Here is a 24,896-nt window from a genome sequence, read left to right on the forward strand (position 1 = left end):
CGACAAGAGCGGGTTCGCTCAGGACCGTCCGTCCGGCTCTTCCAGCTTGACCCGCAATTCACGCAATACCGGGATCGCCGCCCGCACCTTTGCGTCGCCCAATTCCTGTACCATCTCGTTGATCAGCGGCGTGATCGCCGCCACCGCAGCATCGCGCGCGGACAACCCGGCTGGACTGATCGACACCTGCTTGCGCCGGGCATCGTCCCAGTCCGGTCGGATATGCACATACCCCGCCGCTTCCAGCTTGCCCAAGGTGTTGGTCATCGCGCCGCGCGTGACGTGGAACGTCTTGGCAAGCTGCGCCGGGGTCTTTTCCGACCCACCCCGCGCCAGCTGGTTCAAAACCGAGAAATGCGAGATTTCCATCTTGTTGGGAAGCACCCGTGTCAGCCGGTTCCGCAAAAGCTGATCCGCCGTCAGCAATTCACTGAACAGGGATATGGCGAGGGGGCTGCTTTCGCTCATACCGGGCCAGAGAACTCTCTATCATGCTGTAAAGACGGGATTTTCTGACGCACTTTTGCCACGTCCGAAAGTTCGAGGTCAACAAGATGCACACCGGGTTCCTGCCCCGCATCCAAAAGCACCTCTCCCCAAGGCGACACAACAAGAGAATGCCCATGCGTCGTGCGCGGTTTGCCGCGGCTGATCCTGTGCTGACCCGCCTGCGCGGGGGCGAGAACGAAACACCCGGTCTCGATCGCGCGGGCCTTCAAGAGCGGCTCCCAGTGCATCGGGCCCGTCGCGGGCGAAAAGGCGGCGGGAACCGTCAGAACGTCCGCCCCGGCCTGTGCCAACGCGCGATACAGATACGGAAACCGGACGTCGTAACAGACGGTCATGCCAACCGTCCCAAAAGGCGTTTCCGCCACAACCGCACGGTCTCCGGGCGCGAACCCAGCGGATTCCCGAAACGTCTCTGTTTCGGTCACCTGAACGTCGAACATATGGAGCTTGTCGTAATGCGCAGCGATGTCACCATCCGGGGTGATCAGGAAAGATCGGTTGAGAAACCGTTCCTCGGGTGGATCGGCCCTGAGCGCCAGCGACCCGATGAGAATCCAGACACCCAAACGCGCTGCTTCCTCGCGCAGCCCAGCCAGCGTGGGATCATCGTCCTGATGACACAGAACGCCCTGTTGATGCGTGCGGCTGTTGCTGATGCAGTTGGTCACTTCGGGGGTGAGTATGAACGTTGCCCCATCCTTGTCCGCCTGCCGAACAAGGTCTGACGTGACCCGCAAATTGTCTTGCGGATCATCCGACGAGGTCAGTTGCAAGAGTGCCGCGCGCAATGTCATCAGGCCGCCAGTAACGGATCAAGCTTGCCGGCCCGTTCCAACGCATAAAGCTCATCGCAGCCGCCGACATGGGTGTCGCCGATGAAGATCTGCGGCACGGTCCGCCCACCATTGGCGCGCTGAATCATCTCGGGCTTGCGGCTGGGGTCAACAAGCACGTCGATTTCGGTAAAGCTGGCACCCTTCTGCGTCAGCAGGCGTTTCGCAGCGTGGCAGAATCCGCACAGCGGTGAGGTGTAGATTTCAATAGTCTTCATGGCATTTCCCCTAACGTGATTGTCAGGGATTTAGGCAGCCTTTGCAACGCGCGCCAGAACCATGACATAAATCTCTCGGCTCTGTGCGGTGTGGCAGGCAAGCGCACAGGCCGCAAGGGTCGCGCCCGATGTCATGACATCATCCACCAGCAGAACGGGACGGTCACGAAGGACCAAGGCATTGCGCCCACTTGGGGAAATCGCATCGGACAATTCCCTGAAACGCGCCTCGCGCGACTTTCCGTCCAGCGATGACGTCCGCCTGTTTCGGCAAAGCGCGTCGGGGCAGAATTCAAGGTCCAGCCGCGTCGCCATCGCCTGCGCCAGCAGGGCGGACTGGTTGTACCTCCGACGCAACAGGCGGGTCAGGTGCAATGGCACCGGGACAACCACGGTGCTGTCAGGCAATACTTTCGGCACCGCGCTGACCATCCAATCTGCAGCGGTGCCGACAATTTCATGCCGATCCCCGTGCTTCAGTCCAAGAACAAGCTTTCGGGCTACACCTTCATATCGCAGCGGCGCACGTCCTTGTATCCAAGGTCGCCCAATGGACAGGCAATCGTCACAATGCACCGCGTCGTCTGACGCACCGGGCAAAGGCACACCGCAAAGGTCGCAAACAAGCCCCGTGATAAAGGGGGTTTCCGCGAAACACCTGGCGCAGAGACCGTTGTCCTGCTCGACCAATCCACCGCAGGCAAGGCAGCGTGGCGGATAGATCATGCGCAGCACGGTTTGCAATCCTGTCTGGAGCATCCTATCTGCCGCTCATGTCCGAGACTCCCATCCTCTTCGACCGCACCGCGCTGATCCGGCATCGCTCCCGTGCGCGGTCAAACCCCGCACTCTTCCTGCACGAGGAAGCGATGGCGGACGTTCAGGATCGCCTGTCTTTGGTTAATAAAACCTTTCAGAAGCCTGCGATTGTGACGCCATTTCCGGCGGTTTGGCAGAATTCGTTCCCCGACGCGCACATCATTCCGGACGACGATGTCCTGGACCTGACCGAAGACGCTCATGATCTTGTCATCCACGCGATGGCTTTGCATTGGGCCAATGATCCGGTCGGGCAACTGATCCAGTGCCGTCGCGCGCTTGGCCCGGATGGGCTGCTTCTGGTTCTGGCGCTTGGGGGCCAGACCTTGCAGGAATTGCGCGCCACGCTTGGGCAGGCCGAAATCGCTGTGACCGGCGGTCTGTCACCCCGCGTTGCTCCGATGGGTGAAATCCGCGATCTCGGAGCCTTGCTGCAACGGGCGGGACTGGCGCTTCCCGTGGCGGACAGCGCTGTCCTGACGACCAGCTATCAGACTCCCTTGCACCTGATGCACGATTTGCGGGCCATGGGCGAAACCAACGCGATGTCCGGACGGATCAAGACCGCAACCCGACCAAGCGTCCTGCTACAGGCGATGGCGCTCTACTCGGACGCGTATTCGGACGATGAAGGCCGGATCACGGCGACGTTTGAAATGATCACACTCACGGGTTGGGCACCGGATTCGTCCCAGCCACAGCCTTTGCGACCCGGTTCCGCGACACAACGACTTTCAGACGCCCTGAATACGGTGGAAACGCCGCTGAATGATTGACCTGACCCTGATAGAGGTTAGTTAGCCCGTTAAACGACTTTAAGGATGCAGGCCCGATGTTGGACGCTATCAAAACAGCACAACGCCCGACGAACGCCCCGACCGACCACCCAAAGGTGCCGGCGGAACGAGTCGGGATTCTTCTGGCCAATCTTGGCACACCCGATCACTACACATACTGGCCGATGCGCCGCTATCTGAACGAGTTCCTGTCGGACCGCCGGGTGATCGACTACAGCCCGTGGCTTTGGCAGCCTCTCCTGCAACTGATCATCCTGACGAAACGTCCGTTCAGTTCGGGTGAAGCGTACAAGTCCATCTGGAACGAGGACCAGGGCGAAAGCCCGTTGATGACGATCACCAAGGATCAGACAGCCAAGATCACGAAGTCCATGCAGGACCGCTTTGGCGATCAGGTCATGGTCGATTTCTGCATGCGCTACGGCAATCCGTCGACCAAATCCAAGGTCCGCGCGATGGTCGAGGCAGGATGTCGCAAGATCCTCTTTTTCCCTCTGTATCCGCATTATGCCGGCGCAACATCCGCAACTGCGAATGATGAATTTTTCCGTGCCTTGATGAGTGAAAAGTGGCAACCGACGGTGCGCACGGTTGATCCGTACTACCAGCACCCGCTCTATATCGAAGCATTGGCCCAATCCATTGAACGCGCGTATGACAAGATCGAAAAACGTCCCGATATCCTTGTCTGTTCGTACCACGGGGTGCCCAAGCGATACCTCATGGAAGGCGATCCTTACCATTGCCAGTGTCAGAAGACGACGCGCCTTCTGAAAGAGCGGCTGGGCTGGGATGATTCCGAGATCATGACCACCTTCCAGTCCAAGTTCGGTCCCGAAGAATGGCTGAAGCCCTATACCGTAGAAGAAGTGGCGCGACTGGCCGAAGAAGACGGCAAAAAGAACATCGCCGTCTGCGCCCCGGCATTTTCAGCCGACTGCATCGAAACGCTCGAAGAGATCAACGAAGAGATCAAGGAAAGTTTTGAAGAGGCGGGCGGCGAGCATTTCACCTATATTCCATGCCTCAATGACGACGACGCCCACATCGTGGCTTTGTCAGCCGTGATCGAAGAAAACCTGAACGGCTGGCTTGAGTGATCCAGGATCACCCCAATCCGAAAACAAAAAAGGCGGTGCTGATGCACCGCCTTTTTCGATAGTGTAATCCGCCGTGGATTAGTCAGCAGCAGCAGCAGCCAGCAGGGCGATAACGACCAGCGGGATGATGAGGCCAGCGGACGAGGAGCTTGCTGCGGCTTCTTCAACCACAACTACCGGCTCCATGACCACGTCATTTTTTGCGTAAGAACCGGCCATTGCTGTCGAAGCAGCACCAGCAAACGCAGCGGCGAGAACGAGTTTCTTCATGTTAACCTCCAGAAATTTGCATGTCGGCGCGCAAAAGCATCACACGACAGGCACCCAAGACTTACCTCGTAAGACTCTCTAACCAGTATATCGCGCCAAATGCAAACCTATCTTATCGCACAACTTTCCGGCTTCGCCTGCATGTCGTCAAATTAGCAACACCTGTGTGCCGACTTTCGCCAACGCGTAAAGTTCTTCGATATGTTCATTGTAAAGACCGATGCAGCCATTCGAAGAACGGCGTCCGATTTTGCGCGTATCGTGGGTGCCGTGAATACGGTAATAGGTCCAGCTCAGGTGCAGCGCGCGGGTGCCAAGTGGGTTGTCCGGCCCCGGCCCGACATAGTCCGGCCATTCGGGATTGCGGATTTTCATCGACGGCGTCGGGCGCCAATCGGGTTCGGGATCTTTCAGAGTGACTTCAGTGCGCCCACGGCGCGTCAGGTCTTCGGTCAGCGGCACAGACGACGGATACAGGCGGTAATCGCCGTTCTCGGTCCAGAAGTGGAGCGCACGCGAATCGATGTCCACAAGGATCGCGCCGTCGTTCAGATTGCTGAAATAAGGCTGCCATTCCAACGTCCGAAAGCTCGAGATATTCCGGCGGACGGCCTGCGACAGATCGCGCTCCATCTCGACCGTAGAGCCATCATTGACGTCTTGCGCCACAACAGGCGTTGCGATCATGGCGGCAGAGCCTGCCAGGAAATTGCGACGGTTCACGGGAAAACGCGGAGAATTTGCCATTTGATGGCCTCTTTGTATGCAAAAGTTACGAAATTACGACTCCAGTGTATATGGCGTGAATGCCTCAGTCGCAATTCAAAGGTCTGTCATATCGGCAAATCTCGGCTTTGTGTGTTTGATCCCACCCTTGACTGAGGCTAAGCCCGGACTCGATCTAACTTGGGTAGCTTATCATGAAGCGTTCGACATTTCTTCTGGGTGCAGCGGCAATGGCACTGACGGCCTGTGCTGGCGCACCTGCGACACCGACGCTTGGGCCTGATGGAAAACCACTTCCCCGCGTGTATCGCATCCGGGCGGGCGACACCGGTCGCATCCAGTTCCGCATGCTCGACGCGATCAATGCGCTGCGTCAGGCGTCCGGCGCGCCCGCGCTTGAATTGAATGCCCGCCTGAACGCCGCCGCGGCCACGCATGCTCAGGACATGAGCGTTCAGAACCGTCCTTGGCACTTTGGGTCCGACGGGTCTTCGCCCATCACACGCATTCAGCGCGCCGGATACAACGGCAAGCTGGTTGGTGAGGCAATCTCGGAAACATACGAATCCGAACTGGAAACGCTGGGGGCGTGGATGGAAGCCCAGAACACGCGTTCCGTATTGCTTAACCCATCGGCCCGCGACCTTGGTTTTTCCTGGTATCAGGAATCAAACGGGAAAATCTGGTGGAATCTTATCCTTGGCACACCGGAAGAGACCGGCTTTACACCCGTCAACGCGCCCTTTTGATTTAGGTCCGCCCCGGACCAATTGTTTCGCGCGCGAAACAATTGGTCAGAACATCTGACCTTTGTCACGGATTGATCGTAATCGGTGTTCCATTCCGAACCATCGAATAAATCTCACGGATTTCGCGGTTCGACACTGCAATACATCCCCACGTCCAGTCGCGCCCACCCTTGCGGTTCGCCCAGGGTCGTCCGTGAATAAAGATGTCACCACCGGGGGATTTTCCCATCGTGCTGGCGATCTCGATATCGCGCGGCCTTGGGTAGTCTATGCCGATCGACAGATAGAAGCTGCTGTTCGGATTGCGACGGTCGATCAGGTATTCGCCTTCAGGCGTTTTGCCATCACCCTCGACCTGCTTGTGACCTTCAGGGGCGAACCCCAATCCGATGTCATAGGTCTTCAGAATGGCGTTTTCATGCAGAAGATACATCTTGCGATCCTCTTTCTGCACAACAACGCGCGTGACCTCGGGGCCATTATAGGTCTGAAACTTGCCGCAGGCCGTCAGACCCAACAGAAGCGCCAGAAGACACAGGATTCTATTCATTGCAAACTCACTGCCCGGTTGCTTTTTTTGGGCACTGTACACGACTCTGCGGCAAACGGGAAAACGAAACCGTGAGATTATCGCTGATCCAGACGCTTTTCGATCGCCTCCAGCCGCACAAGCACCTGATCACGATACGCATCGGTTCTTTCGTTGGATTCCTCGGCATGGGCGTCTTGCATGGAATTCACGATCAGACCGACCAGCAGGTTCACAACGGCAAAGGTCGTGACCATGATGAACGGAACAAAGAACGCCCACGCCCATGGGAACACCTCCATCACAGGCCGCACAATCCCCATTGACCATGATTCGAGCGTCATGATCTGGAACAGCGAATAAGCAGACCGACCCAGATCTCCGAACCATTCGGGAAAGGCGTCGCCAAACAGCTTGGTCGCCATCACCGCGCCGATGTAAAAGATCAGCGCCATGAGCAGGAACACGCTGCCCATCCCTGGCAGCGCGGTGATAAAGCCTTCGACAACCCGGCGCAGCCGCGGCGTGGCCGAGATAACGCGCAGAACCCGAAGGATACGCAGCGCCCGCAACACCGAAAAGCCCTGAGTGGCCGGAACAAGCGCAATACCGACGATGAAAAAATCGAAAAGGTTCCACCCGTTCCGAAAGAACCGCCAGCCGTGGGCGAACAGCTTTAGACCGATTTCGATGACGAAGATGGCAAGGCACAGATTATCGAGCGCAAGGATCAGCGGCCCGGCATTTGCCATGGCATTGTCGGATGTCTCCAACCCCAGCAACACGGCGTTGAACAGGATCACCCCGATGATAAAATTCGTCACCCACGCCTGTTCCAGAAAGCTGGCCACCTTGTTGCGCATTACGCCGCCTCTTCAATTGCCTCGACGCAGAAGCGCCACCAGTTCCACATGGGTGGACCATCGGAACTGATCAACCACCTTGATCCATTCAACATCATACCCCGCACGGATGAGTGTGGCGGTATCCCGCGCAAAGGTGGCCGGGTTGCACGACACATGGGCAATCCGAGGAACATGCGCCTTGGCAAGCTCTGCAACCTGAGCGGCGGCACCGGCCCGTGGCGGGTCGATCACGACGCCATCACATTTGGCAAGCTCTTCGGGTTGAAGCGGGTTGCGAAACAGGTCGCGCACCTCGTGGGTGATGCGCTTCAGGCCGTCGGCATTGCGCCAGGCATGATCCAGCGCGTTGACCATGTCGCGGTCCCCCTCAACAGCATGAACCATCGCGTCCTGCGCCAGCGGAAGGGCAAAGGTGCCACAGCCCGCAAACAGATCAGCCACCCGTTTTGCCCCTGTCAGAGCCTGTTTTACCGCGTCGATCAGGGCTGTTTCACCCTCTTTCGTTGCCTGCAAAAATGCGCCGGGTGGCGGTGTGACATCGGCTGGACCAAGGCGCAGGACCGGCGCGCGACGTTGCAGCGCGATCTCTCCGTCCCATGCGATGCGGGCAAGATCGTACTCGCGCGCCAGATCGGCAAGCGCCTGATGCAGTTCCACGTCCATCTGTTTGCCACCGTTGACCGATACATCCAGCCCGGTATCCGACCGGGTCAGCAAGACGGACAATTCAGCTTTGCGCGAGGCACCCAGAACGCCCAGCGACTCGACCATCGGCAGGGCTGCCGTCAGATCGGGATGCACCAGCTGACAGTTCGGCACCGCGATGATCGTGTCCGACGCTTTCATGTGAAACCCGGCCAGCGCGCCTTTCTTGGTGCGCCTGACGGAAAACGTTGCGCGTCTCCGGGACTTTGGCGACGAGGTCACAGGCTCCTCAAGGTCCACGGCTATTCCTTGTGCCGCAAGCGCCTGTCGCACCACATCTCGTTTCCAGTCGGAAACAAAGGCATCCGAAGCGTGCTGCAACTGGCATCCGCCACAGGATTTCGCGTGACTGCAGGGCGGTTTCACCCGATTTTCAGAGGGCGTATCAATCTTCGGATCGCGCATGTGTTCGCCATCCACGGTCCCGGTCACCACCTCACCCGGAAGCGCGGAGGGCACATAGATCGGGCCATCGGCAATGCCGTCGCCCAAGTGGCCAAGTCGTCTGATCGTCACTGTTGTCATAGCGCGGCTTGTGCCCCAGTCAGACGCGCGGGTCGAGGGTTATTCTGCGGCCTCTGAACCGATGAACCCGCCCGACTGCCGGTTCCAGTATCGCGCATAAAGTCCACCCTTCGCGAGAAGCGATTCGTGGGTTCCGATCTCTGCGATGCGCCCTTCTTGCATCACCACGATGCGATCCATGCTGGCGATGGTGGACAGCCGGTGCGCGATGGCCAGAACGGTCTTGCCGTGCATGACGTGACCCAGCGCCGACTGGATCTCGGCCTCGACCTCGGAATCAAGCGCGCTTGTCGCCTCATCCAGCACAAGGATCGGCGCGTCCTTCAGAATGGCGCGCGCAAGGGCAACGCGTTGACGTTGACCGCCCGACAGTTTGACCCCCCGTTCCCCCAGATGCGCCGCATAGCCCTTGCGCCCCCGATGATCGACAAGTCCGAGGATAAAGTCATGCGCCGATGCGCGACGGGCTGCTTCGTGGACCTCTTCATCAGTGGCTTCCGGTCTACCATAGCGAATGTTCTCGATCGCGGATCGGTTGAACATCGACGTTTCCTGCCGCACGACCGAAATATCCGTCCGAAGCGCAATCTGCGTGATGTCGCGAATGTCGGTCCCACCCAGCGTTATCTGGCCTTTCTCCACGTCATAGAGCCGCAACAGAAGCGACACGACCGTGGATTTGCCCGCCCCAGACGCGCCCACCAGCGCGATCTTCTCGCCCTCTGCGATCCGTAAATCGAACCCGGTCAGCGCATGATTTGGGCCACCATAGGCAAAGGTTACATGATTGAAGTGAATTGGCCCCTTCGGCGCGCGCGACACGGCCTGCGGACGGTCGGTGATACCGTGCGTGGGCGTCAACGTGCCAATTCCGTCCTCGACCTCTCCGATATTGGTAAAGATCGACATGGCCACGCGCCCAAGCCGGTTGGTCAACATCGACAGGCGGGTTGTCACCATTGCGGTCATCGCAATATCACCCGCCGTGGCGCTTCCTGCGCTCCAAAGCCAAAGCGCGCCGAGGATTGCAAACAGGGGCAACATGCCACCCAGTGTCATCAGAACCATGCGGAAGACCGCCGAAAGCGTCCCGAACTCGAGCGACCTGTTCCGATAGGCTTCCAGCGCAGCACGGGTGGCGGTGTCTTCGTCGGCATCGCGCGCAAACAGTTTGACCGCCGCGATATTGGAATAGATGTCGACAACCTGTCCCGTGACCTGTGTCCGCGCCCCTGCCCGCGCCTTGGACCGCTTTTGCACGCGCGGAATGAAGTACCGCAGCGCAATTGCGTAAAAGACCGCCCAGACCACGAAGATGAGCAACAAACGCGAATCGATGGCGGCCATCAGGAAAAAAGCCCCGACAAACATCGCGAAGGAGTAGATCACCACATCCGACACTTCGATCACCATGTCGGTCAGAGCGCGCGCGGTCTGCAAGGCCTTCTGGCTAAGTCGCCCTGCAAAGTCGTTTTCGAAGAATTGCATCGAATGGCCCAGCGTATGCTGATTCAGACGCGCAAGCACCATTGGATACAGGTTCGGCCCCAAAAGGATGCTCGTTACGCCCGCATCCATCACATAGATCAGCGGCCGGATCACGAGGAAGAAGGCCACACCGACAACGACCACAGGCCAGAATGTTGCCCAGAACGCGCCCTGACCGGCGGCGGCCGTTTGATCGACCACCCAACCGGTAAAACGCGCGGCAACCAGTTCGGAAATGCCTGTCACAAAGGTGATCGCAAAGGCAATCAGGATCGCCCGTTCCGCCCCGCGCAGAGCCCAGCGAATAAACGGCAACATGGCCTGTGGCGGTGGTCCCTCTGATGGCTCAAACGGGCGGATCAGATTTGCAATCGCTTTCATTCCGCCGCCTGCGCGCCAATGAACCCGCCGGATTGCCGATCCCAATAGCGCGCATAGAGGCCTTGTTTGGCCAACAGCGCGTCATGCGTCCCAATTTCGGCAATGTGACCCTGATCCATCACAACAATGCGGTCCATGCTGGCAATCGTAGACAGACGATGCGCAATCGCAAGCACGGTCTTGCCCTCCATCACCCGGCCCAGCGCCGACTGGATCTGCGCCTCGACCTCGGAGTCAAGCGCGCTGGTTGCTTCGTCCAGCACCAGGATCGGTGCATCCTTCAGGATGGCGCGGGCAAGGGCGATGCGCTGACGCTGGCCGCCGGAAAGCTTGACACCGCGCTCGCCAAGATGAACGTCGTATCCCATCCCGCCCATGTGATCTTTGAGAGCCTTGATGAACTCATGCGCCTCGGCCTTGCGGGCCGCCTCGAACACCTCTTCTGTGCTGGCATCCGGACGTCCATAGCGGATGTTGTCCAGCGCAGAGCGATTGAACATCGCGGTTTCCTGCGTAACCATCCCGATCTGCCCCCGCAAGCTTTCCTGCGTGACGCCGGACACGTTTTGCCCATCAATGCAAATTGTGCCTTTTTCGGTGTCATAGAGCCGCAACAACAGCGAAACGAGCGTCGATTTCCCGGCCCCGGAAGCCCCCACAATGGCAAGCTTTTCGCCCGGCGCGATGTCAAGCGTCACATCGTCGATCCCACCATCGCGCTGACCATAGGCAAAGGACACCTTGTCGAACCGAATGTGTCCTTCGGACACGTCCAATTCAGGCGCGCTTGGAAAATCCTCGATCCGATCTGGCGGAGCCAGTGTGTTCATGCCGTCTTCGACCTCGCCGACATGGCTGTAGATCACCATCATCGTGTAGCTGATCCATCCGGTCATCTGCGACAGGCGTATCCCGACGGCCCCAACAGCCGCCACTTCGCCCGGTGTGACCCCTGTCCCGCGCAGGGCAATCGCCATGCCGACAAGAACAACAGGCAGAACGCCGGCAATGAACATAAGACCAAGGCGAAACAGGGTCTGCGCCTCACCAAACCGCAGCGCAGTGCGGCGCAGCTCTTCCATCGCGCCGAGCGCCTTGCCGTCTTCGTGGCGATCCCCGGCAAACAGTTTGACTGTCTTGATGTTGCTGATCGTATCCACAACTTGCCCTGTGACCTGCGCCTTGGCTTCGGCGCGCGCGGCAGAGCGGCTGCGGATGATCGGCAGCATGACACGCAGGAACAGGACATAGACCGCGAACCACAGAACGAGGGCCAGAACCATCCAGAGGTTCACCGCTCCGACAAGGACCGCGGTCCCCAAGACGGTTGCCAAACCAAAGGTGACAGCATTGACGGTTTCGATGACGATTTCCGTCAGCGATGTCGACGCCTGCATCTTTTTCTGCGCGAGGCGGCCGGCAAAGTCATTATCGAAAAAGGTCACCGACTGACCAAGGGTCCATCGAAACATGCGGGCCATGACCTGCATCCCGATGTTGGGGCCGATCATGACAGACTGTGTCAGAGCAAGTCCGCCGAACAGGACCGGCCGCGCCACGAGCAAGACAAACAGGCAGGCCAGAATCAGCCAACCGTTCCTGGCCAGAAAGTCGCCGGACGGTGTTTCGGCCACCGCATCAACCACGCTCCCCAAAAGCTGCATCGATACAACTTCCGTGAGACCGGCCAGAACAGAGATTGCGACGCCCAGCCAGACAACCCGCCAGCCACCACGCAGGCACCACGCCATGAATGCCCGCAGATCGAGCGGGGGCACACCAACGGCCGGCGAGTCGGGATCAATCTGATTGCCGGCACGTAGAACCAGTGACTGAAAGAACTGCCGCATTTATTCTGCTGCCTTTGTATCCGGGTCTATGAACCCGCCGGATTGACGCGCCCAGAACCCTGCATATAGCCCACCTTGGGCCAAAAGCGCGTCATGCGACCCCTGTTCGACGATCTTGCCCTGATCCATCACCAGAATGCGGTCCATATGCGCGATGGTCGACAGACGGTGCGCAATCGCAATCACGGTCTTGCCTTCCATCATGCCGTAAAGCGTATCCTGGATCGCCGCCTCGACCTCGGAATCAAGCGCACTGGTCGCCTCGTCCAGCAGCAGGATCGGCGCGTCCTTGAGGATCACGCGGGCCAGCGTGACCCGTTGGCGTTGCCCGCCAGACAGCTTGACTCCGCGTTCACCCACCTGGGCGTCATAACCATTGCGACCCTGCGGATCCTGCAGGTTCAGGATGAATTCATGCGCCTGTGCCTGTTCGGCAGCGGCTATCAGCTCGGCCTCAGACGCGTCGGGTCGGCCATAAAGGATGTTGTCCCGAACAGAGCGGTGCAGAAGCGAACTGTCCTGCTGCACCATGCCGATGGCCAAACGCAAACTGTCCTGTGTGACCTTGGTGATGTCCTGACCGTCGATCAGAATGCGCCCGCTCTCGGGGTTGTAGAACCGCAAGAGCAGCTTGACCAAGGTCGATTTTCCGGCCCCGGATCGGCCGATCAGACCCACTTTTTCACCCGGCGCGATGGTCAGGTCGATTGCGTCCAGACCCCCGGAGTTCCGCCCGTAGTGGTGTGTTAGAGACTGAATCTCGATCTTGCCCTGACCAAGTGTCAGGGGCTTTGCGTCAGGGACGTCGACCAAGGTGATCGGCTGTGCGATGGTTTGCATCCCTTCAGCCACAACACCCAATTGCCGGAAGAACGATGTCAACGCCCACATGATCCACCCGGTCATGGCATTCAGACGCAGCGTCAAGGCGGTTGCAGCGGCAACAACCCCCACACTTGCCTGCCCCTGCATCCAGAGCCAGAACGCCCAGCCGACAACAGCCACAATGAGCAGACCGTTCAACGTGACAAGCACAACGTCCATGATCGTGAACAGCCGCATTTCATACTGAAAGGTCAGCCGCGTTCGTTCAATGGCATCCTTGGCGTAGTCGAGTTCAGTCGCGTTATGCGCGAACATTTTGACCGAGTGGATGTTGGTATAGCTGTCCACCACGCGACCTGTCACTTCGGACCGCGCATCCGACGCCGCCTGTGACGCAGGCCCAACACGCCGGACAGTCCACATGACCAGCGTGCCATACAGGAACAGCCACCCGATCATCGGAATCGCAAGTCGGGGATCTGCCTGTCCCAGCAAAACAAGCGCGCCCACGACATACGCCAGCGAAAAGGTGATCGCGTCGAACACCTGAAACACCGCTTCACCTGCTGCGGGTGGGGTTTGCATGATCCGGTTCGCGATACGACCGGCAAAATCATTCTCGAACCAGCCCACCGATTGACGCAACACATGCTTGTGCGCCCGCCACCGGATCAGGGTGCCAAAGTTCGGCAGGATGGAATTGTTGAGCAACAGCACATCCAACGCCTGCAACACGGGCCGGACAATCAGGATGAACACCGCCAGGGCAATGAGCCAGGTTCCATAGGTGTCCCAGACATCGGCGGGATCCCCCGCAAGGATGTCGACAACCCACCCCATCGCCCAGATGAGACCAATCTCGATCGAGGCAACAACAACCGACATGAGCGCGGCATAGGCAAACACCCGTTTGAAAGGGTGCGAATACTCCAGCATGAAGGGTAACAACCGCGACGGCGGCGTGTCTTTTTCATCGTAGGGGCCGTAGGGGTCCACCAGATTTTCAAAATAACGGAACACCGACCGGTCTCCTTGGAAAAACGCGACAAGCTTGCTGAACGCGTTTTGGCGCGCGACCCGTCAATTCAGTTGATGCAATGTTCGGTGTTGTCCGTATGACAACGGGACATTAGCGCGGCTTTTTGTCTTAGGAAACCCGCTCAGTCGAGAAGGTCTGCCTTACTGAGAGTGAAGCCCGACGAAATCCAACGGTCTTCCACCTCTCGCAGTTTGTTGCCCAGCGCCACCCCCGAATAGGCTGGCATCAGGTCACCGGCCTTGACTGGACATCTGGCGTCGGCCCCTGTCTCTGCTATCTGGATACCATCCAGGTCAAATGGCGATTCCAGAAGTACCGCGCGCAGCAACAGCACGTCCTGCGCGATTTCCTTACCGTATCGGTAACCCAACTCCAAAGGCGGCTCGTTGGTGGAAATCAGGCTCTGATACTGCGCAAGTCGCCTTTGGTCTTTCTTTGAAAGACGCAGGTCGGTGCCGTCAAAGACCCCGAGACTGGCAAGCCGCCGCAACGGGTCCGGCCCAAGTTCCGCCAACTCTTCAAGGTGGATCAGCGGCGCGAACGCCCGCGGCGTGCTTCCCGGCAGGACCGCCTGCAAAACGCCAGTTTGCGCCATGGATCCGACCGCCGGGGCCGGGTCCGGGGCCGACAGTAGCTTGACCACCTCTGCACCAATCCGCTCTTGCGACAGGCCGCCCAGACCATCGAGCGTCTGCGCAATGGCCGCCAAAGCATCGGCATCAAAGCCGTGACCTGGATCGCCGTACCAAGCCGCAAAGCGAAAGAAGCGCAGGATACGCAAATAATCTTCGGTGATGCGCGCATGGGCATCCCCAATGAACCGAACGCGACGGGCATCAAGATCAGGCAGGCCGTTCAACGGATCAATCACCATGCCGTCCGCATCCGCGTAAAGCGCGTTCATCGTGAAATCCCGGCGCGCCGCATCTTCTGCCATATCGGTCGAAAAGCGCACAATGGCATGCCGACCATCGGTTTCGGTATCCGCGCGATAGGTCGTCACCTCATATCCGGTGCCGTCCGACACAATGGTGATCGTCCCGTGGTCGATACCTGTCGGAACGGATTTGAGGTTTGCCGCCTTTGCCAATGCCTCAACCGTCTGCGGGGTCGCGTCAGTGGCGATATCGACATCCGTGACCGGCACGCCCATCAGCGCATTGCGAACACAACCGCCCACGGCAAAGGCGCTATGACCCTCCGCCTGCAACGCTGCAAACACCGCCTGCGTGCCGTCCGACGTCAGCCAATCACCCGTGATGTTCATACGGTCTCCATCCGTTGGGTCAGACCCCGCAATATACGAGCGGTCGCGCCCCAGATGTAATAGGGGCCAAACGGCACGGTATAGTAATGCCTGCGCGATCCGCGCCACCGCCGCGATTGGACTGTGAACTGGCTGCCATCCGTGACCTGCACCAAAGGCACGCGAAACACTTCGGCCACTTCGCCGGGTTCCGGGACAATCTGGAACGGCTGATCAATCCACCCTATGACGGGCGTCACGAGAAAGCCCGTCACCGTTTCATGGGTTGGCAACGTGCCCAGAACATCGACATGCCCACGCGGGAGACCAACCTCTTCTTCGGCCTCACGCAGGGCGGCTGCAATGGCGTCCGCGTCGCCATCATCCTGCCTGCCGCCCGGAAATGCGATTTGGCCGGGATGATGCTTGAGCCGGGACGACCGTTTGGTCAGCAAAAGATCTGCGCCACCCGCCGTGGCCAGGACAGGCACCAAGACACCGGCCGGGCGCAGTTTGCGCCCCACCGGCAACTCAACTTCGGGATTCAGATCGAAATCGGAGGATGCCGTGCTGTTTTGCGCCAAAGCCGCTTCAAGCCGGGCGCGGTCATTCACCCGGCACCTCTTTGGCCTCGAACCCGACCGTTGCGGGATCAAGGTCATAATGCGCGCCGCAGAACTGGCAATCGGCCGTCACGCGCCCTTCATCCGTGGTCATGGTTTCGATGTCCTTGGCCGAATAGATCGACAGGCTTTGGCGCACGCGGTCTTCCGAGCAGCTACACCCAAACCGCACCGGCGACGCATCGAACACACGCAGGCCTTCTTCGTGGAACAGGCGAAACAGAAGATCGGTCGTCGGAAGGGAGGGGCCAATCAATTCCATGGCCTCAACTGTCGCGAGGTGAAAATTCACCCGCTTCCAGTTTTCGCCTTCTTCATCGGTCAACAGATCGTCCGCCAGAAGCAATCCACCCTCGCCGGACCCACCATCCTTCGCAAAGGGGGACGCCTCTGGCATGTGCTGAATCATGATCCCACCGGCACGCCAGCGCTCCGCCACCCCCGGTTCCGAGGATCGACCAAAGCTCAGGGCGAATTTGGTGGGCAGCTGTTCGGATTGTGCGAAATAGGCTTCCGCACAGCTCGACAGTGTGTCTCCGGACAAGGGCGTAATGCCCTTGTAGGGCTGCATCCCCTGACCCTGATCCAGCATGATCGCAAAATAGCCTTCGCCGATCTGCTCCATCGCCGGGCCGTCTGTTACCCGGTCGGGATCGAAACTTGCGTAGGCGCGGATACGGGCCGGTTCACCCTCGACCTCGGGCGCATAGAAATCGGTTGCGATCATGCGCACTGCGCCTTTGGACTGAACCTGTAGCGACAACTTCCAACGCAGCTTGATCGTTTGTCCAATCAACGCGGTCAACAGGGCCATCTCGGCCACCAATGCTTCAACCGACGGAGGGTAATTGTGCTGCTTGAGAATGCCGCTCAACACCCCGTCAAGTCGGGTCACCCGGCCACGAATGTCCGAATGGTCAAGTTGGAATGGCAGGACAGTATCGTCCCAGGCGAGTTTCGAACCGAGTGTCATGGAATTTCCTTGCTTGCCGCCCTCCGGCATGTGCGGGACTATATAAGAGACGAATGGGCAGGTCCAAGGGGCAGAAGGGAATTGGCATGATGCGCAGGTTTGGAGAACCGCCGGAATCGGGGCGAACCTACACGCTTCGCACCGGGGCATACGCAATTCTTCCAGCCGCAGACGGATTGCTATTGACCCATCAGGACGCCCCCGAACCAGAAGTGCAACTGCCTGGCGGCGGGATCGACCCCGGCGAATCACCGGTGCAGGCACTGATCCGCGAAGTGTACGAGGAAACCGGCTGGCACATTGCTCGGCCGATGCGACTCGGCGCTTATCGGCGGTTCACCTATATGCCGGAATACGATCTGTGGGCCGAGAAGATGTGCCTGATCTACATGGCCTTGCCGGTGATCCAGTACAGCGACCCGATAGAGCCGGATCACACCGCCCTCTGGATGCGCCCTGCAGACGCGCTTGCGCATCTTGCGAATTCCGGTGACCGGGATTTTGTCGAACGTTTTGCGTCACGCACCGCCGTATTCCAGAAACGCCGCTGAAATATCATCATCAAAATCCTGTGTGCCACCGGTCTTTGCCTTGAGCGCATCGTAAAGCGCATCAAGAAAATCCGGGCCTGTGCGTTCTCTTGGAAGTGTCAGCACCAGTTCCAGAAGCCCCGCTTCTTCAAGCATTGACCCGTCGGCAAGCAAAGCTTCGGTAAATCCGTCAGAATAAAGAAGCATTCGATCACCCGGACGCAGTTGAAAGGAACGGTCGCCATACGGCGCGTCATCAATAAGTCCGATGGGCAAACCCCCATCACCAAGGAACTCTGCCTCACCGGTTTGGCGCAGCAACAATGGCGGCGGGTGACCCGCCTGAACAAACCGTGCAAGCCCGGTTTTCGCATTGATCTGGACATAAGCCAGCGTCAGGTATTCCGTGACACCCTTCTGACCCACCAGACGCGTGTTGAGCCGCGCCGCGACCTGTTGGGGAGGCAGGAAATCAAATCCCGACTGCGTCCGTGTCAGCGCAAGATTTTCGTCAGGGTAGTCCGGGCTCAGATATCCGGCCACACGGGCCGTCATCATCGCAGACGTGATTCCGTGACCAGAGACATCGAGACTGAACAGGCCAAAGTCGCCATTTTCGATCCCGAACATCCCGGCAAGGTCTCCTCCGACATGCCCACAGGACCGAAGCAGAACGCTCACTTGGCTGTTTCCAAAAGACACGGACCGCCTTGGCATCAGCGATTGCTGCAACACGCGCGCCTGCTGCAAGTCCTTGTCGATGGACGCGTGCACGATCTGCAATTCGGCCAGGGTGTCGGCGATCACGGCATTCTTGGACTTCAGTTCCCGTTCCATGGACAAAATGCGCGCGCCGGCATTGATCCTTGCGCGCAATTCGTCACCGTTGACGGGTTTGGTCAGGAAATCATCTGCCCCGGAGTCCAACCCCGACGTCACCGCCGCCTTTTCCGATTTGGATGTCAGCAGGATAAAATACCCGTAGGATGCCCTGGGGCTTGCCCGAAAAGCAGCACAGAAATCAACGCCGCTCATGCCGGGCATCATCCAGTCCGAAATGATGAAGTCAGGTTGAAAACTGTCGCACAGATCCAAACCGCGCTCGGCACTTTCCGCCTCTGCGACCTCGAACCCCCAACGCGCAAGCATCAGGGTGAGGATCCGACGCTGCACAAGACTATCATCCACCACGAGTACGCGGTGAAGATCACTGTCCTGCACATCGGGGAACGCAAATTTCACGTTCTGCAACATACCTATTCACCAACCCATGCGTCGGCCCCCAAGTCTGGGTTAGCCGCAATTCGTGAATCAAACATGAACGTTCAAATTTAAGGCAATAGGCGTTTGGCTGTTGCAGGTTGTTCATCTTTCCTTGGTAGGCAGGGCCAACAAAGGAGGGTTCCATGATCGACTGGACACGCGTGGCAGAACTCAGGGCTGAAATCGGTGCTGAGGATTTTGATGAGGTGGCTGAACTTTTCCTGATGGAGGTTGAAGATACGCTGTCCCGGCTAAGCCGCGCGTCTGCGGACGTAACCCAGATGCAGGAATTGTTGCACTTCCTCAAGGGATCCGCTCTCAACCTTGGCTTTTCGGACATGTCCGACATGTGCAGTCAGGGTGAATCGGATGCGGCTAACGGCCTGATCACCGTCGATATCCAGACACTGAAAGACCTGTATGTTCAATCGCGGGCGTTTTTCGAAGCCGAATATGCGCAGCGTTTCGCGGCCTAGATAAACCGATGAAGTGACGCGGGGTCTGTGCCCTCTGTCTGTTGCGAAACCCGTGCGCGCAGTCGCTGCATCCCGGCAATCCAGCGATCCGTATCCGCCGCGCGCTGTGTGAAAAAGGTATGCGCCTCTGGATGGGGGAAGATCAGAAACTGCCCCTCTGCCACACCACGCAAAGTTGCCTCTGCCACCGCTTCGGGCGCAATCACGCCCTGAGGGTGGTCTGTTTCGTCACCGTCATAGCCCAATAGCGGCGTTGCGACGTAAAGCGGGCACACCACGGACACCTGAACACCGTCCGCGCCATGTTCAATGGACAATGACTGCGCCAGACTGACAGCAGCGTGTTTGGTCGCGGAATAGGCGGCATCCCCAATCTGCGACAGAACGCCGGCTGCCGAGGCCACGTTGACCAGAACCCCTGATTTGCGATCAATCATCTGGGGCAAGAGCAGGCGCGACGCGCGCAGATGGGCCATCACATGCAAATCCCAGCTTTTTTGCCAATGGCTATCGTCTTGCGATGTCGGGCCATCCGGTTCGCCCAACGCAATACCCGCGTTGGAAAACAGCATGTCAATCGGGCTAAACGCCCTTTGCGCTGTGTCGATCATCGCGGCAATGGCGGACGGATCACAGAGATCACCGTGATACGCAACGCCGCCAATCTCGTCTGCGACATGATGGGCGAGATCCCTGGATAGATCACAAACCAGAACCCGTACACCCCGCGCGGCCAACGCGCGGGCAAAGGCGGCACCTATGCCCTGCCCTGCGCCGGTAACGATCGCGCTTGCGCCGTCGAACTGCATCAGATCACAAATTGCGACAGCAGATCGTCGTCAGTGATATCCTGATAAGTAAAGCCCTCGGCGTCCAACTGACCAAAAAGACGCTTGAAATTATCTGCATTCCGCGTCTCGATCCCGATCAGAACAGACCCGTAATTGCGCGCCGACTTCTTGAGGTACTCGAACCGGGCAATGTCATCTTCAGGCCCAAGAAAGCTCAGGAAATCCTTTAGCGCGCCGGGCCTTTGCGGCAGGCGCAGGATGAAGTATTTCTTCAATCCCAGGTATTTTTGCGCACGCTCCTTCACCTCTGGCAGGCGTTCAAAGTCAAAGTTGCCGCCTGTCGTCACGCAGACAACGGTGCGCGCCTTGATGGATTGCCCAAGATCCTGCAAGGCGTCCACCGATAACGCGCCCGCGGGTTCAAGAACGATTCCTTCGACATTCAGCATCTCAAGGATCGTCGTACACAGCCGATCTTCGCGAATGGTCAACGAATTGGCGAGTCCGATCCCGCTCAGCCGTGCAAAGGTCTTTTGCCCGATCTGCCCCACAGCCGCACCATCTGCAAAGGTGTTGACCTGATCCAAACGCACCGGCTTGCCCGCTTCCAACGCCGCGCGCAGACACGCACCACCTGCCGGTTCAACAAAGGTATATTGGCACTCTGTCCCAAGATAGCTGAGCATCCCGGCCGACAATCCACCGCCGCCCACCGGAAGGACAAGGTGATCCGGAACCTTGCCCAGTTGCTCTACCATCTCGACAGCCACGCTGGCCTGCCCCTCGATCACGTCTTCATCGTCGAACGGTGACAAGAAATGCCCCCCCGCTTCGGCGCAATAGGCTTGGGCAGAGGCCAGCGTGTCGTCAAAATAGTCCCCGGTCAGGCGAATTTCGATACTGTCTCCGCCGAACATCGAGGTCTTCTGGATCTTCTGCTGCGGTGTAGTCACCGGCATGAAAATCACGCCCTTCTTGCCGAAATGCCGACACATGAACGCAACGCCCTGCGCATGATTTCCCGCACTTGCACAGACAAACAGCCCAGCCTCGGGCCGTTTGCGCATTGCATTGAACGCGCCGCGCAATTTGTAACTGCGGACAGGAGACAGGTCTTCACGCTTGAGATAGATGTCCGCCTCATAACGGTCGGACAGATGTGCATTTCGCAACAAGGGCGTCGGCGGGAACACATCGCGCATCGCCAGCGTCGCATCGCGCGCGGATTGGGCAAAATCAGTCATACACCACCCCTAGGCATATTGCGTATGTTCGCAAGCGATCAGTCAATGGAGCGATTCTCGATAAAATGACCGTAAAGAGTGGTCAGAACCGATATTCCAATGATTGTCGCGAACCAGTTCACCACCAACGAATAAACCACGTTGAGAACCGAAGTCGGGTCGTCGTTGAACCACGAGGGCAGTTGAATCACGATGCTCGCACCCACCACAATAAGAGCAAGTGTCAGGATTGTTCCAGACTGGCCCCGTGTGGCATCCCACGCCGCCCCAAGGGTCAGTTTATCGCCCAGCGCCGCAGCTGGCAGCATCACACCCAGCCGAAAGAACAGGTACGCCGCAAGCCCAATCAGCATCAATGACATCACGCCAGCCAGCGCAGGCAGACCGATCGAGATGATCCCAACCGGGATCGACACAACCACAATTCCCAGAATTATCAGAATCACGATCAGGATCGACCGCCCCAGATAACCCATGATCTCTGACCCGTGAAACCTTGGCAGCCATCCTGGCGCGGTTTCGCCCGTAAGAGCAAACCGATGCCAGGCAACGGCGATCCACAGGCTGGCAATAACCGCCAAAACCCCCAGAATGATCGTCGGTAAAATCGTCTCGGGTGACATCATCGGAATATCGGTCCCTTCAAACTCCGTCATCTGTGGCGGGTTGAGAAAACTGTAGACGGTATAGGCACTTTGAATCAGGTAAAGAACCAGTGACAGGCGCAGCGCCTGATCCAGATTGGCCATCACCAGATTGAACGAATGTCGGAAAATCTGCCAACCCTTCATCACACACCTCTTTTTTGTTCCACTGCCCCGTTCAGCGGCCACTTCTTGCCCCTGCCCAGAAAAACAAGTAATCGCCCCGGCAAACCCGTTAAAGGAAAACCCATGTCTGCGCCCAAAAAAGTTGTGCTGGCCTATTCCGGTGGCCTCGATACCTCGATCATTCTGAAATGGTTGCAAACCGAATATGGCTGCGAGGTTGTGACCTTCACCGCCGATCTGGGCCAGGGCGAAGAACTGGATCCGGCGCGTGAAAAGGCGATCATGCTGGGGATTGATCCCTCGAACATCTATATCGAGGATGTCCGCGAAGAATTCGTGCGTGATTTCGTCTTCCCGATGTTCCGCGCCAACGCGCTTTACGAAGGGTTGTACCTGCTGGGCACCTCTATCGCACGCCCGCTGATCTCCAAACGACTGGTCGAGATTGCCGCCGAAACCGGGGCCGATGCTGTTTCGCACGGTGCCACCGGCAAAGGCAACGACCAGGTGCGTTTCGAACTGGCCGCCTATGCATTGAATCCGGATATCAAGGTGATCGCACCCTGGCGGGAATGGGATCTGTCCTCGCGCACCAAGCTGCTGGACTTTGCCGAACAGAACCAGATTCCCATCGCCAAGGACAAGCGCGGCGAAGCGCCGTTCTCGGTCGATGCGAACCTGCTGCACACTTCGTCCGAGGGCAAGGTTCTGGAAGACCCGGCGCAGGAAGCACCCGATTACGTCTATCAGCGCACCGTGCACCCCGAAGATGCGCCCGATACGCCGGAGATGGTCGAGATCAGTTTTGAAAAGGGTGACGCCGTGGCAATCAATGGCGAAGCGATGTCCCCCGCCACGATCCTGACCAAGCTGAACGAACTTGGCGGCAAACATGGCGTGGGCCGCCTTGACCTCGTCGAAAACCGCTTTGTCGGCATGAAATCTCGCGGCATCTACGAAACACCCGGCGGCACAGTCCTGCTGGAAGCACATCGCGGGATCGAACAGATCACGCTGGACAGCGGCGCGGGTCATCTCAAGGATTCGATCATGCCGCGTTATGCGGAACTGATCTACAATGGCTTCTGGTTCTCACCCGAGCGGGAAATGCTGCAAGCCCTGATCGACAAATCGCAGGAGCATGTCACCGGAACCGTTCGCGTTAAATTGTACAAAGGCTCGGTGAACACTGTTGCCCGCTGGTCAGACCATTCGCTTTATTCCGAAGCGCATGTGACTTTCGAGGAAGACGCCGGTGCCTATGACCAGAAAGACGCACAAGGCTTTATCCAGCTAAACGCGCTGCGCCTGAAATTGCTTGCGGCGCGGAACCGTCGTCTGAAAAAGTAAATCAGTCTCTAATCAGGTAGAAAGGCCCGCCAAATGGCGGGCCTTTTTCATTCTTCAATTCGCGGTGACAACCTTCATCACCAGCGCATCATCGACGCGAATGGGGCCATCTTCCTTGGCGCCCAGAGTGTATTCGAACACGCCGGTGGACATGCCGCCGTCTTCGCCATGAACCATCAGCATCAACATATCACCCGAGGCCACGTCCTCTTGCAGGATCGCGGCGACATCCATGTTTTCACCTTCCTTGAGCGGGGCATAACCCACAACCGGGCCCGGCTTCATGTCCGCGCCGGTGCGGTGGACAACCAGCCATCCGTTGGCGGGTGCCATCACGCTGGACGCTGTCACTGTTCCACCCGAGACATCCTGATCCATCGCATCGACGGACGGAGCCATCGAGTGGCCGGCCGCCATCAAGCTTGTCGAGGACAGGGCAAAAATCATCGTTGCTGTTGCAAATTTCATCGTCATTCTCCTGTTAACCGCGGGGGCTTGTGTCCCGCTTGCATCAACAATCACGAATGCCTGAACGCCAAAGTTTCATCGTCCCGAAAATAAAATCGAATTTATCAGGTCGACAGCTTTGCCGCTTTCAACCTGCGATAAGCCGGCAAAGAGCAGGAAACCAGTTCCGCCAGCTTTCCGGTCAATTCGGGTAACGGCCCTTCTGGCCCGGCAAACCCGGTTGTTGCGTGCAGCGATGTGTACCAATGCGGGGCCCATACGCCATCATAGGGTTTCGCCCCGGCAGGCCAGGTCAACATGGCCGGATCAAAGGACAGACCAACCGCCTCGCAAAGTTTCTGTAACATCCCTTCCGGATCATCCCGGATATCCGCACTGTCGATGACAATCGGTGTCTGTCCCAAAGACCGGACATGATCGAACAAATCGGCCTGTACCTCAAAGCCGATATCGTCAGCGGTCAATTTCGGGTAGCCTTTTGCAAAACTGGCCACCACACGCGCCGGATGACGGATCAGGAACACATTGACACAGTCCGCCATGGCTCCGCGCGGAATTCCGTCGATCATATGCTGGCACATATGCTTGTGATAGACATGCGGCGTCCCATCGGAAATCGGCCCGAGCAGAGACTGTTCAACCTCAAGTGCGTCCTCTGGCCTGCTTTGAAGCACCGCATCCCGCATCGGATGATCCAGCCCGGTCATCCGAAGATAAGGTCCGTAAAACGGCTCATCGACAACGGAAAAATCCGCACGCTGTGCAAACGCATACATCATCGCAGTCGAAAGATTACGCGGGCCGGACCACATTGCCAATCTCATACTTACGATCTCCGCCCCTGCAAAACAGCGGAACGGTAACGCCTGCGACACCCGGCGCAAGCGGTAACTCTTGCTCACCTTCGGGTGAAGTCGCGTCGGATGATTTGC

27 protein-coding genes are annotated in these 24,896 nt (G+C 58.3%); 6 read left to right on the top strand and 21 right to left on the bottom strand.

Annotated elements, in window-relative coordinates:
* Positions 1-18: 18 nt before the first annotated feature.
* The 4 genes from ACTIEN_RS08670 to ACTIEN_RS08685 are packed head-to-tail and all read right to left on the bottom strand — an operon-like array spanning position 19 to position 2,320.
* Entirely contained in the window at positions 19-468 is a 450-nt protein-coding gene (locus tag ACTIEN_RS08670; RefSeq protein WP_439522730.1) for a MarR family winged helix-turn-helix transcriptional regulator, read from the bottom strand.
* A complete protein-coding gene (locus ACTIEN_RS08675) occupies positions 465-1,298 on the bottom strand; it encodes a carbon-nitrogen hydrolase family protein (RefSeq protein ID WP_439522815.1) in 834 nt (277 codons plus the stop codon). The genes ACTIEN_RS08670 and ACTIEN_RS08675 overlap by 4 nt, the downstream gene beginning before the upstream one ends.
* A gap of 5 nt (positions 1,299-1,303) precedes the next feature.
* On the bottom strand, positions 1,304-1,561 hold the full coding sequence (grxC, locus tag ACTIEN_RS08680; protein ID WP_439522731.1) for a glutaredoxin 3: 258 nt from the start codon (positions 1,559-1,561) through the stop codon (positions 1,304-1,306).
* A gap of 30 nt (positions 1,562-1,591) precedes the next feature.
* Entirely contained in the window at positions 1,592-2,320 is a 729-nt protein-coding gene (locus tag ACTIEN_RS08685) for a ComF family protein (RefSeq protein WP_439522732.1), read from the bottom strand.
* Positions 2,321-2,334: 14 nt separating this feature from the next.
* On the opposite strand from ACTIEN_RS08685, the gene ACTIEN_RS08690 reads away from it, so the two are divergent.
* A complete protein-coding gene (locus ACTIEN_RS08690; RefSeq protein WP_439522733.1) occupies positions 2,335-3,156 on the top strand; it encodes an SAM-dependent methyltransferase in 822 nt (273 codons plus the stop codon).
* A 56-nt stretch (positions 3,157-3,212) separates the two neighbouring features.
* Positions 3,213-4,277 (top strand): ferrochelatase, encoded by a 1,065-nt coding sequence (gene hemH / locus ACTIEN_RS08695; RefSeq protein ID WP_439522734.1) that lies wholly within the window; start codon positions 3,213-3,215, stop codon positions 4,275-4,277.
* A 78-nt stretch (positions 4,278-4,355) separates the two neighbouring features.
* Here hemH and ACTIEN_RS08700 read toward each other — a convergent pair whose 3' ends face one another.
* Together ACTIEN_RS08700 and ACTIEN_RS08705 are read right to left on the bottom strand one after the other, a co-directional pair.
* A complete protein-coding gene (locus ACTIEN_RS08700) occupies positions 4,356-4,547 on the bottom strand; it encodes a ferrochelatase (protein WP_439522735.1) in 192 nt (63 codons plus the stop codon).
* Positions 4,548-4,694: 147 nt separating this feature from the next.
* A complete protein-coding gene (locus ACTIEN_RS08705) occupies positions 4,695-5,294 on the bottom strand; it encodes a L,D-transpeptidase (protein ID WP_439522736.1) in 600 nt (199 codons plus the stop codon).
* Positions 5,295-5,467: 173 nt separating this feature from the next.
* On the opposite strand from ACTIEN_RS08705, the gene ACTIEN_RS08710 reads away from it, so the two are divergent.
* On the top strand, positions 5,468-6,022 hold the full coding sequence (locus ACTIEN_RS08710; RefSeq protein WP_439522737.1) for a CAP domain-containing protein: 555 nt from the start codon (positions 5,468-5,470) through the stop codon (positions 6,020-6,022).
* Positions 6,023-6,086: 64 nt separating this feature from the next.
* On the opposite strand, the gene ACTIEN_RS08715 is transcribed toward ACTIEN_RS08710, so the two are convergent.
* From ACTIEN_RS08715 to ACTIEN_RS08755, 9 genes are all read right to left on the bottom strand, one after another.
* On the bottom strand, positions 6,087-6,572 hold the full coding sequence (locus ACTIEN_RS08715) for a L,D-transpeptidase family protein (protein WP_439522738.1): 486 nt from the start codon (positions 6,570-6,572) through the stop codon (positions 6,087-6,089).
* A 77-nt stretch (positions 6,573-6,649) separates the two neighbouring features.
* The gene (locus ACTIEN_RS08720) at positions 6,650-7,414 is read right to left on the bottom strand and encodes an ion transporter (RefSeq protein ID WP_439522739.1); all 765 of its coding nucleotides are present in this window, start codon (positions 7,412-7,414) and stop codon (positions 6,650-6,652) included.
* Between the two features lie 12 nt (positions 7,415-7,426).
* Positions 7,427-8,647: a class I SAM-dependent RNA methyltransferase gene (locus tag ACTIEN_RS08725; protein WP_439522740.1), complete on the bottom strand. Its 1,221-nt coding sequence runs from the start codon at positions 8,645-8,647 to the stop codon at positions 7,427-7,429.
* Between the two features lie 39 nt (positions 8,648-8,686).
* Positions 8,687-10,516, bottom strand: a complete 1,830-nt coding sequence (locus tag ACTIEN_RS08730; protein ID WP_439522741.1) for an ABC transporter ATP-binding protein — start codon at positions 10,514-10,516, stop codon at positions 8,687-8,689.
* On the bottom strand, positions 10,513-12,366 hold the full coding sequence (locus ACTIEN_RS08735) for an ABC transporter ATP-binding protein (RefSeq protein WP_439522742.1): 1,854 nt from the start codon (positions 12,364-12,366) through the stop codon (positions 10,513-10,515). The genes ACTIEN_RS08730 and ACTIEN_RS08735 overlap by 4 nt, the downstream gene beginning before the upstream one ends.
* Positions 12,367-14,211 (bottom strand): ABC transporter ATP-binding protein, encoded by a 1,845-nt coding sequence (locus tag ACTIEN_RS08740; protein ID WP_439522743.1) that lies wholly within the window; start codon positions 14,209-14,211, stop codon positions 12,367-12,369.
* Between the two features lie 140 nt (positions 14,212-14,351).
* The gene (locus tag ACTIEN_RS08745; protein ID WP_439522744.1) at positions 14,352-15,497 is read right to left on the bottom strand and encodes a CCA tRNA nucleotidyltransferase; all 1,146 of its coding nucleotides are present in this window, start codon (positions 15,495-15,497) and stop codon (positions 14,352-14,354) included.
* On the bottom strand, positions 15,494-16,090 hold the full coding sequence (locus tag ACTIEN_RS08750; protein ID WP_439522745.1) for a CoA pyrophosphatase: 597 nt from the start codon (positions 16,088-16,090) through the stop codon (positions 15,494-15,496). The genes ACTIEN_RS08745 and ACTIEN_RS08750 overlap by 4 nt, the downstream gene beginning before the upstream one ends.
* Positions 16,083-17,072 carry an Hsp33 family molecular chaperone HslO gene (locus ACTIEN_RS08755; protein ID WP_439522746.1) on the bottom strand — a complete coding sequence of 330 codons (990 nt, stop codon included), beginning with the start codon at positions 17,070-17,072 and terminating at the stop codon, positions 16,083-16,085. The genes ACTIEN_RS08750 and ACTIEN_RS08755 overlap by 8 nt, the downstream gene beginning before the upstream one ends.
* Positions 17,073-17,158: 86 nt before the next feature.
* Here ACTIEN_RS08755 and ACTIEN_RS08760 point away from each other — a divergent pair, with 86 nt between their 5' ends.
* Positions 17,159-17,623, top strand: coding sequence for an NUDIX hydrolase (locus tag ACTIEN_RS08760; RefSeq protein WP_439522747.1), 465 nt, complete (start codon positions 17,159-17,161; stop codon positions 17,621-17,623).
* Here the strand turns inward: ACTIEN_RS08760 and ACTIEN_RS08765 are convergent.
* Positions 17,591-18,856: a PP2C family protein-serine/threonine phosphatase gene (locus ACTIEN_RS08765; protein WP_439522748.1), complete on the bottom strand. Its 1,266-nt coding sequence runs from the start codon at positions 18,854-18,856 to the stop codon at positions 17,591-17,593. The genes ACTIEN_RS08760 and ACTIEN_RS08765 overlap by 33 nt on opposite strands.
* Positions 18,857-19,008: 152 nt before the next feature.
* Between ACTIEN_RS08765 and ACTIEN_RS08770 the strand changes: the two genes are divergently transcribed.
* Positions 19,009-19,341: an Hpt domain-containing protein gene (locus tag ACTIEN_RS08770; protein ID WP_439522749.1), complete on the top strand. Its 333-nt coding sequence runs from the start codon at positions 19,009-19,011 to the stop codon at positions 19,339-19,341.
* Here ACTIEN_RS08770 and ACTIEN_RS08775 read toward each other — a convergent pair.
* The 3 genes from ACTIEN_RS08775 to ACTIEN_RS08785 are packed head-to-tail and all read right to left on the bottom strand — an operon-like array spanning position 19,338 to position 22,167.
* Positions 19,338-20,150, bottom strand: a complete 813-nt coding sequence (locus tag ACTIEN_RS08775) for an SDR family NAD(P)-dependent oxidoreductase (RefSeq protein WP_439522750.1) — start codon at positions 20,148-20,150, stop codon at positions 19,338-19,340. The two genes, ACTIEN_RS08770 and ACTIEN_RS08775, sit on opposite strands and share 4 nt — an antisense overlap.
* Positions 20,150-21,376 (bottom strand): threonine ammonia-lyase IlvA, encoded by a 1,227-nt coding sequence (gene ilvA / locus ACTIEN_RS08780; RefSeq protein ID WP_439522751.1) that lies wholly within the window; start codon positions 21,374-21,376, stop codon positions 20,150-20,152. Before ilvA ends, ACTIEN_RS08775 begins: the two co-directional genes overlap by 1 nt.
* 38 nt (positions 21,377-21,414) lie before the next feature.
* Positions 21,415-22,167, bottom strand: coding sequence for a hypothetical protein (locus tag ACTIEN_RS08785; protein WP_439522752.1), 753 nt, complete (start codon positions 22,165-22,167; stop codon positions 21,415-21,417).
* A 102-nt stretch (positions 22,168-22,269) separates the two neighbouring features.
* On the opposite strand from ACTIEN_RS08785, the gene ACTIEN_RS08790 reads away from it, so the two are divergent.
* Complete coding sequence (locus ACTIEN_RS08790) at positions 22,270-23,496, top strand: argininosuccinate synthase (RefSeq protein ID WP_439522753.1); 1,227 nt, start codon at positions 22,270-22,272, stop codon at positions 23,494-23,496.
* A gap of 54 nt (positions 23,497-23,550) precedes the next feature.
* On the opposite strand, the gene ACTIEN_RS08795 is transcribed toward ACTIEN_RS08790, so the two are convergent.
* Both ACTIEN_RS08795 and ACTIEN_RS08800 read right to left on the bottom strand, forming a co-directional pair.
* The gene (locus tag ACTIEN_RS08795; RefSeq protein WP_439522754.1) at positions 23,551-23,964 is read right to left on the bottom strand and encodes a DUF7282 domain-containing protein; all 414 of its coding nucleotides are present in this window, start codon (positions 23,962-23,964) and stop codon (positions 23,551-23,553) included.
* Between the two features lie 104 nt (positions 23,965-24,068).
* Positions 24,069-24,788, bottom strand: a complete 720-nt coding sequence (locus ACTIEN_RS08800; protein WP_439522755.1) for an HAD family hydrolase — start codon at positions 24,786-24,788, stop codon at positions 24,069-24,071.
* Positions 24,789-24,896 lie beyond the last annotated feature (108 nt).

Origin of the sequence: Marivita sp., from assembly GCF_051859345.1 — a bacterium.
Lineage (GTDB): Bacteria > Pseudomonadota > Alphaproteobacteria > Rhodobacterales > Rhodobacteraceae > Marivita.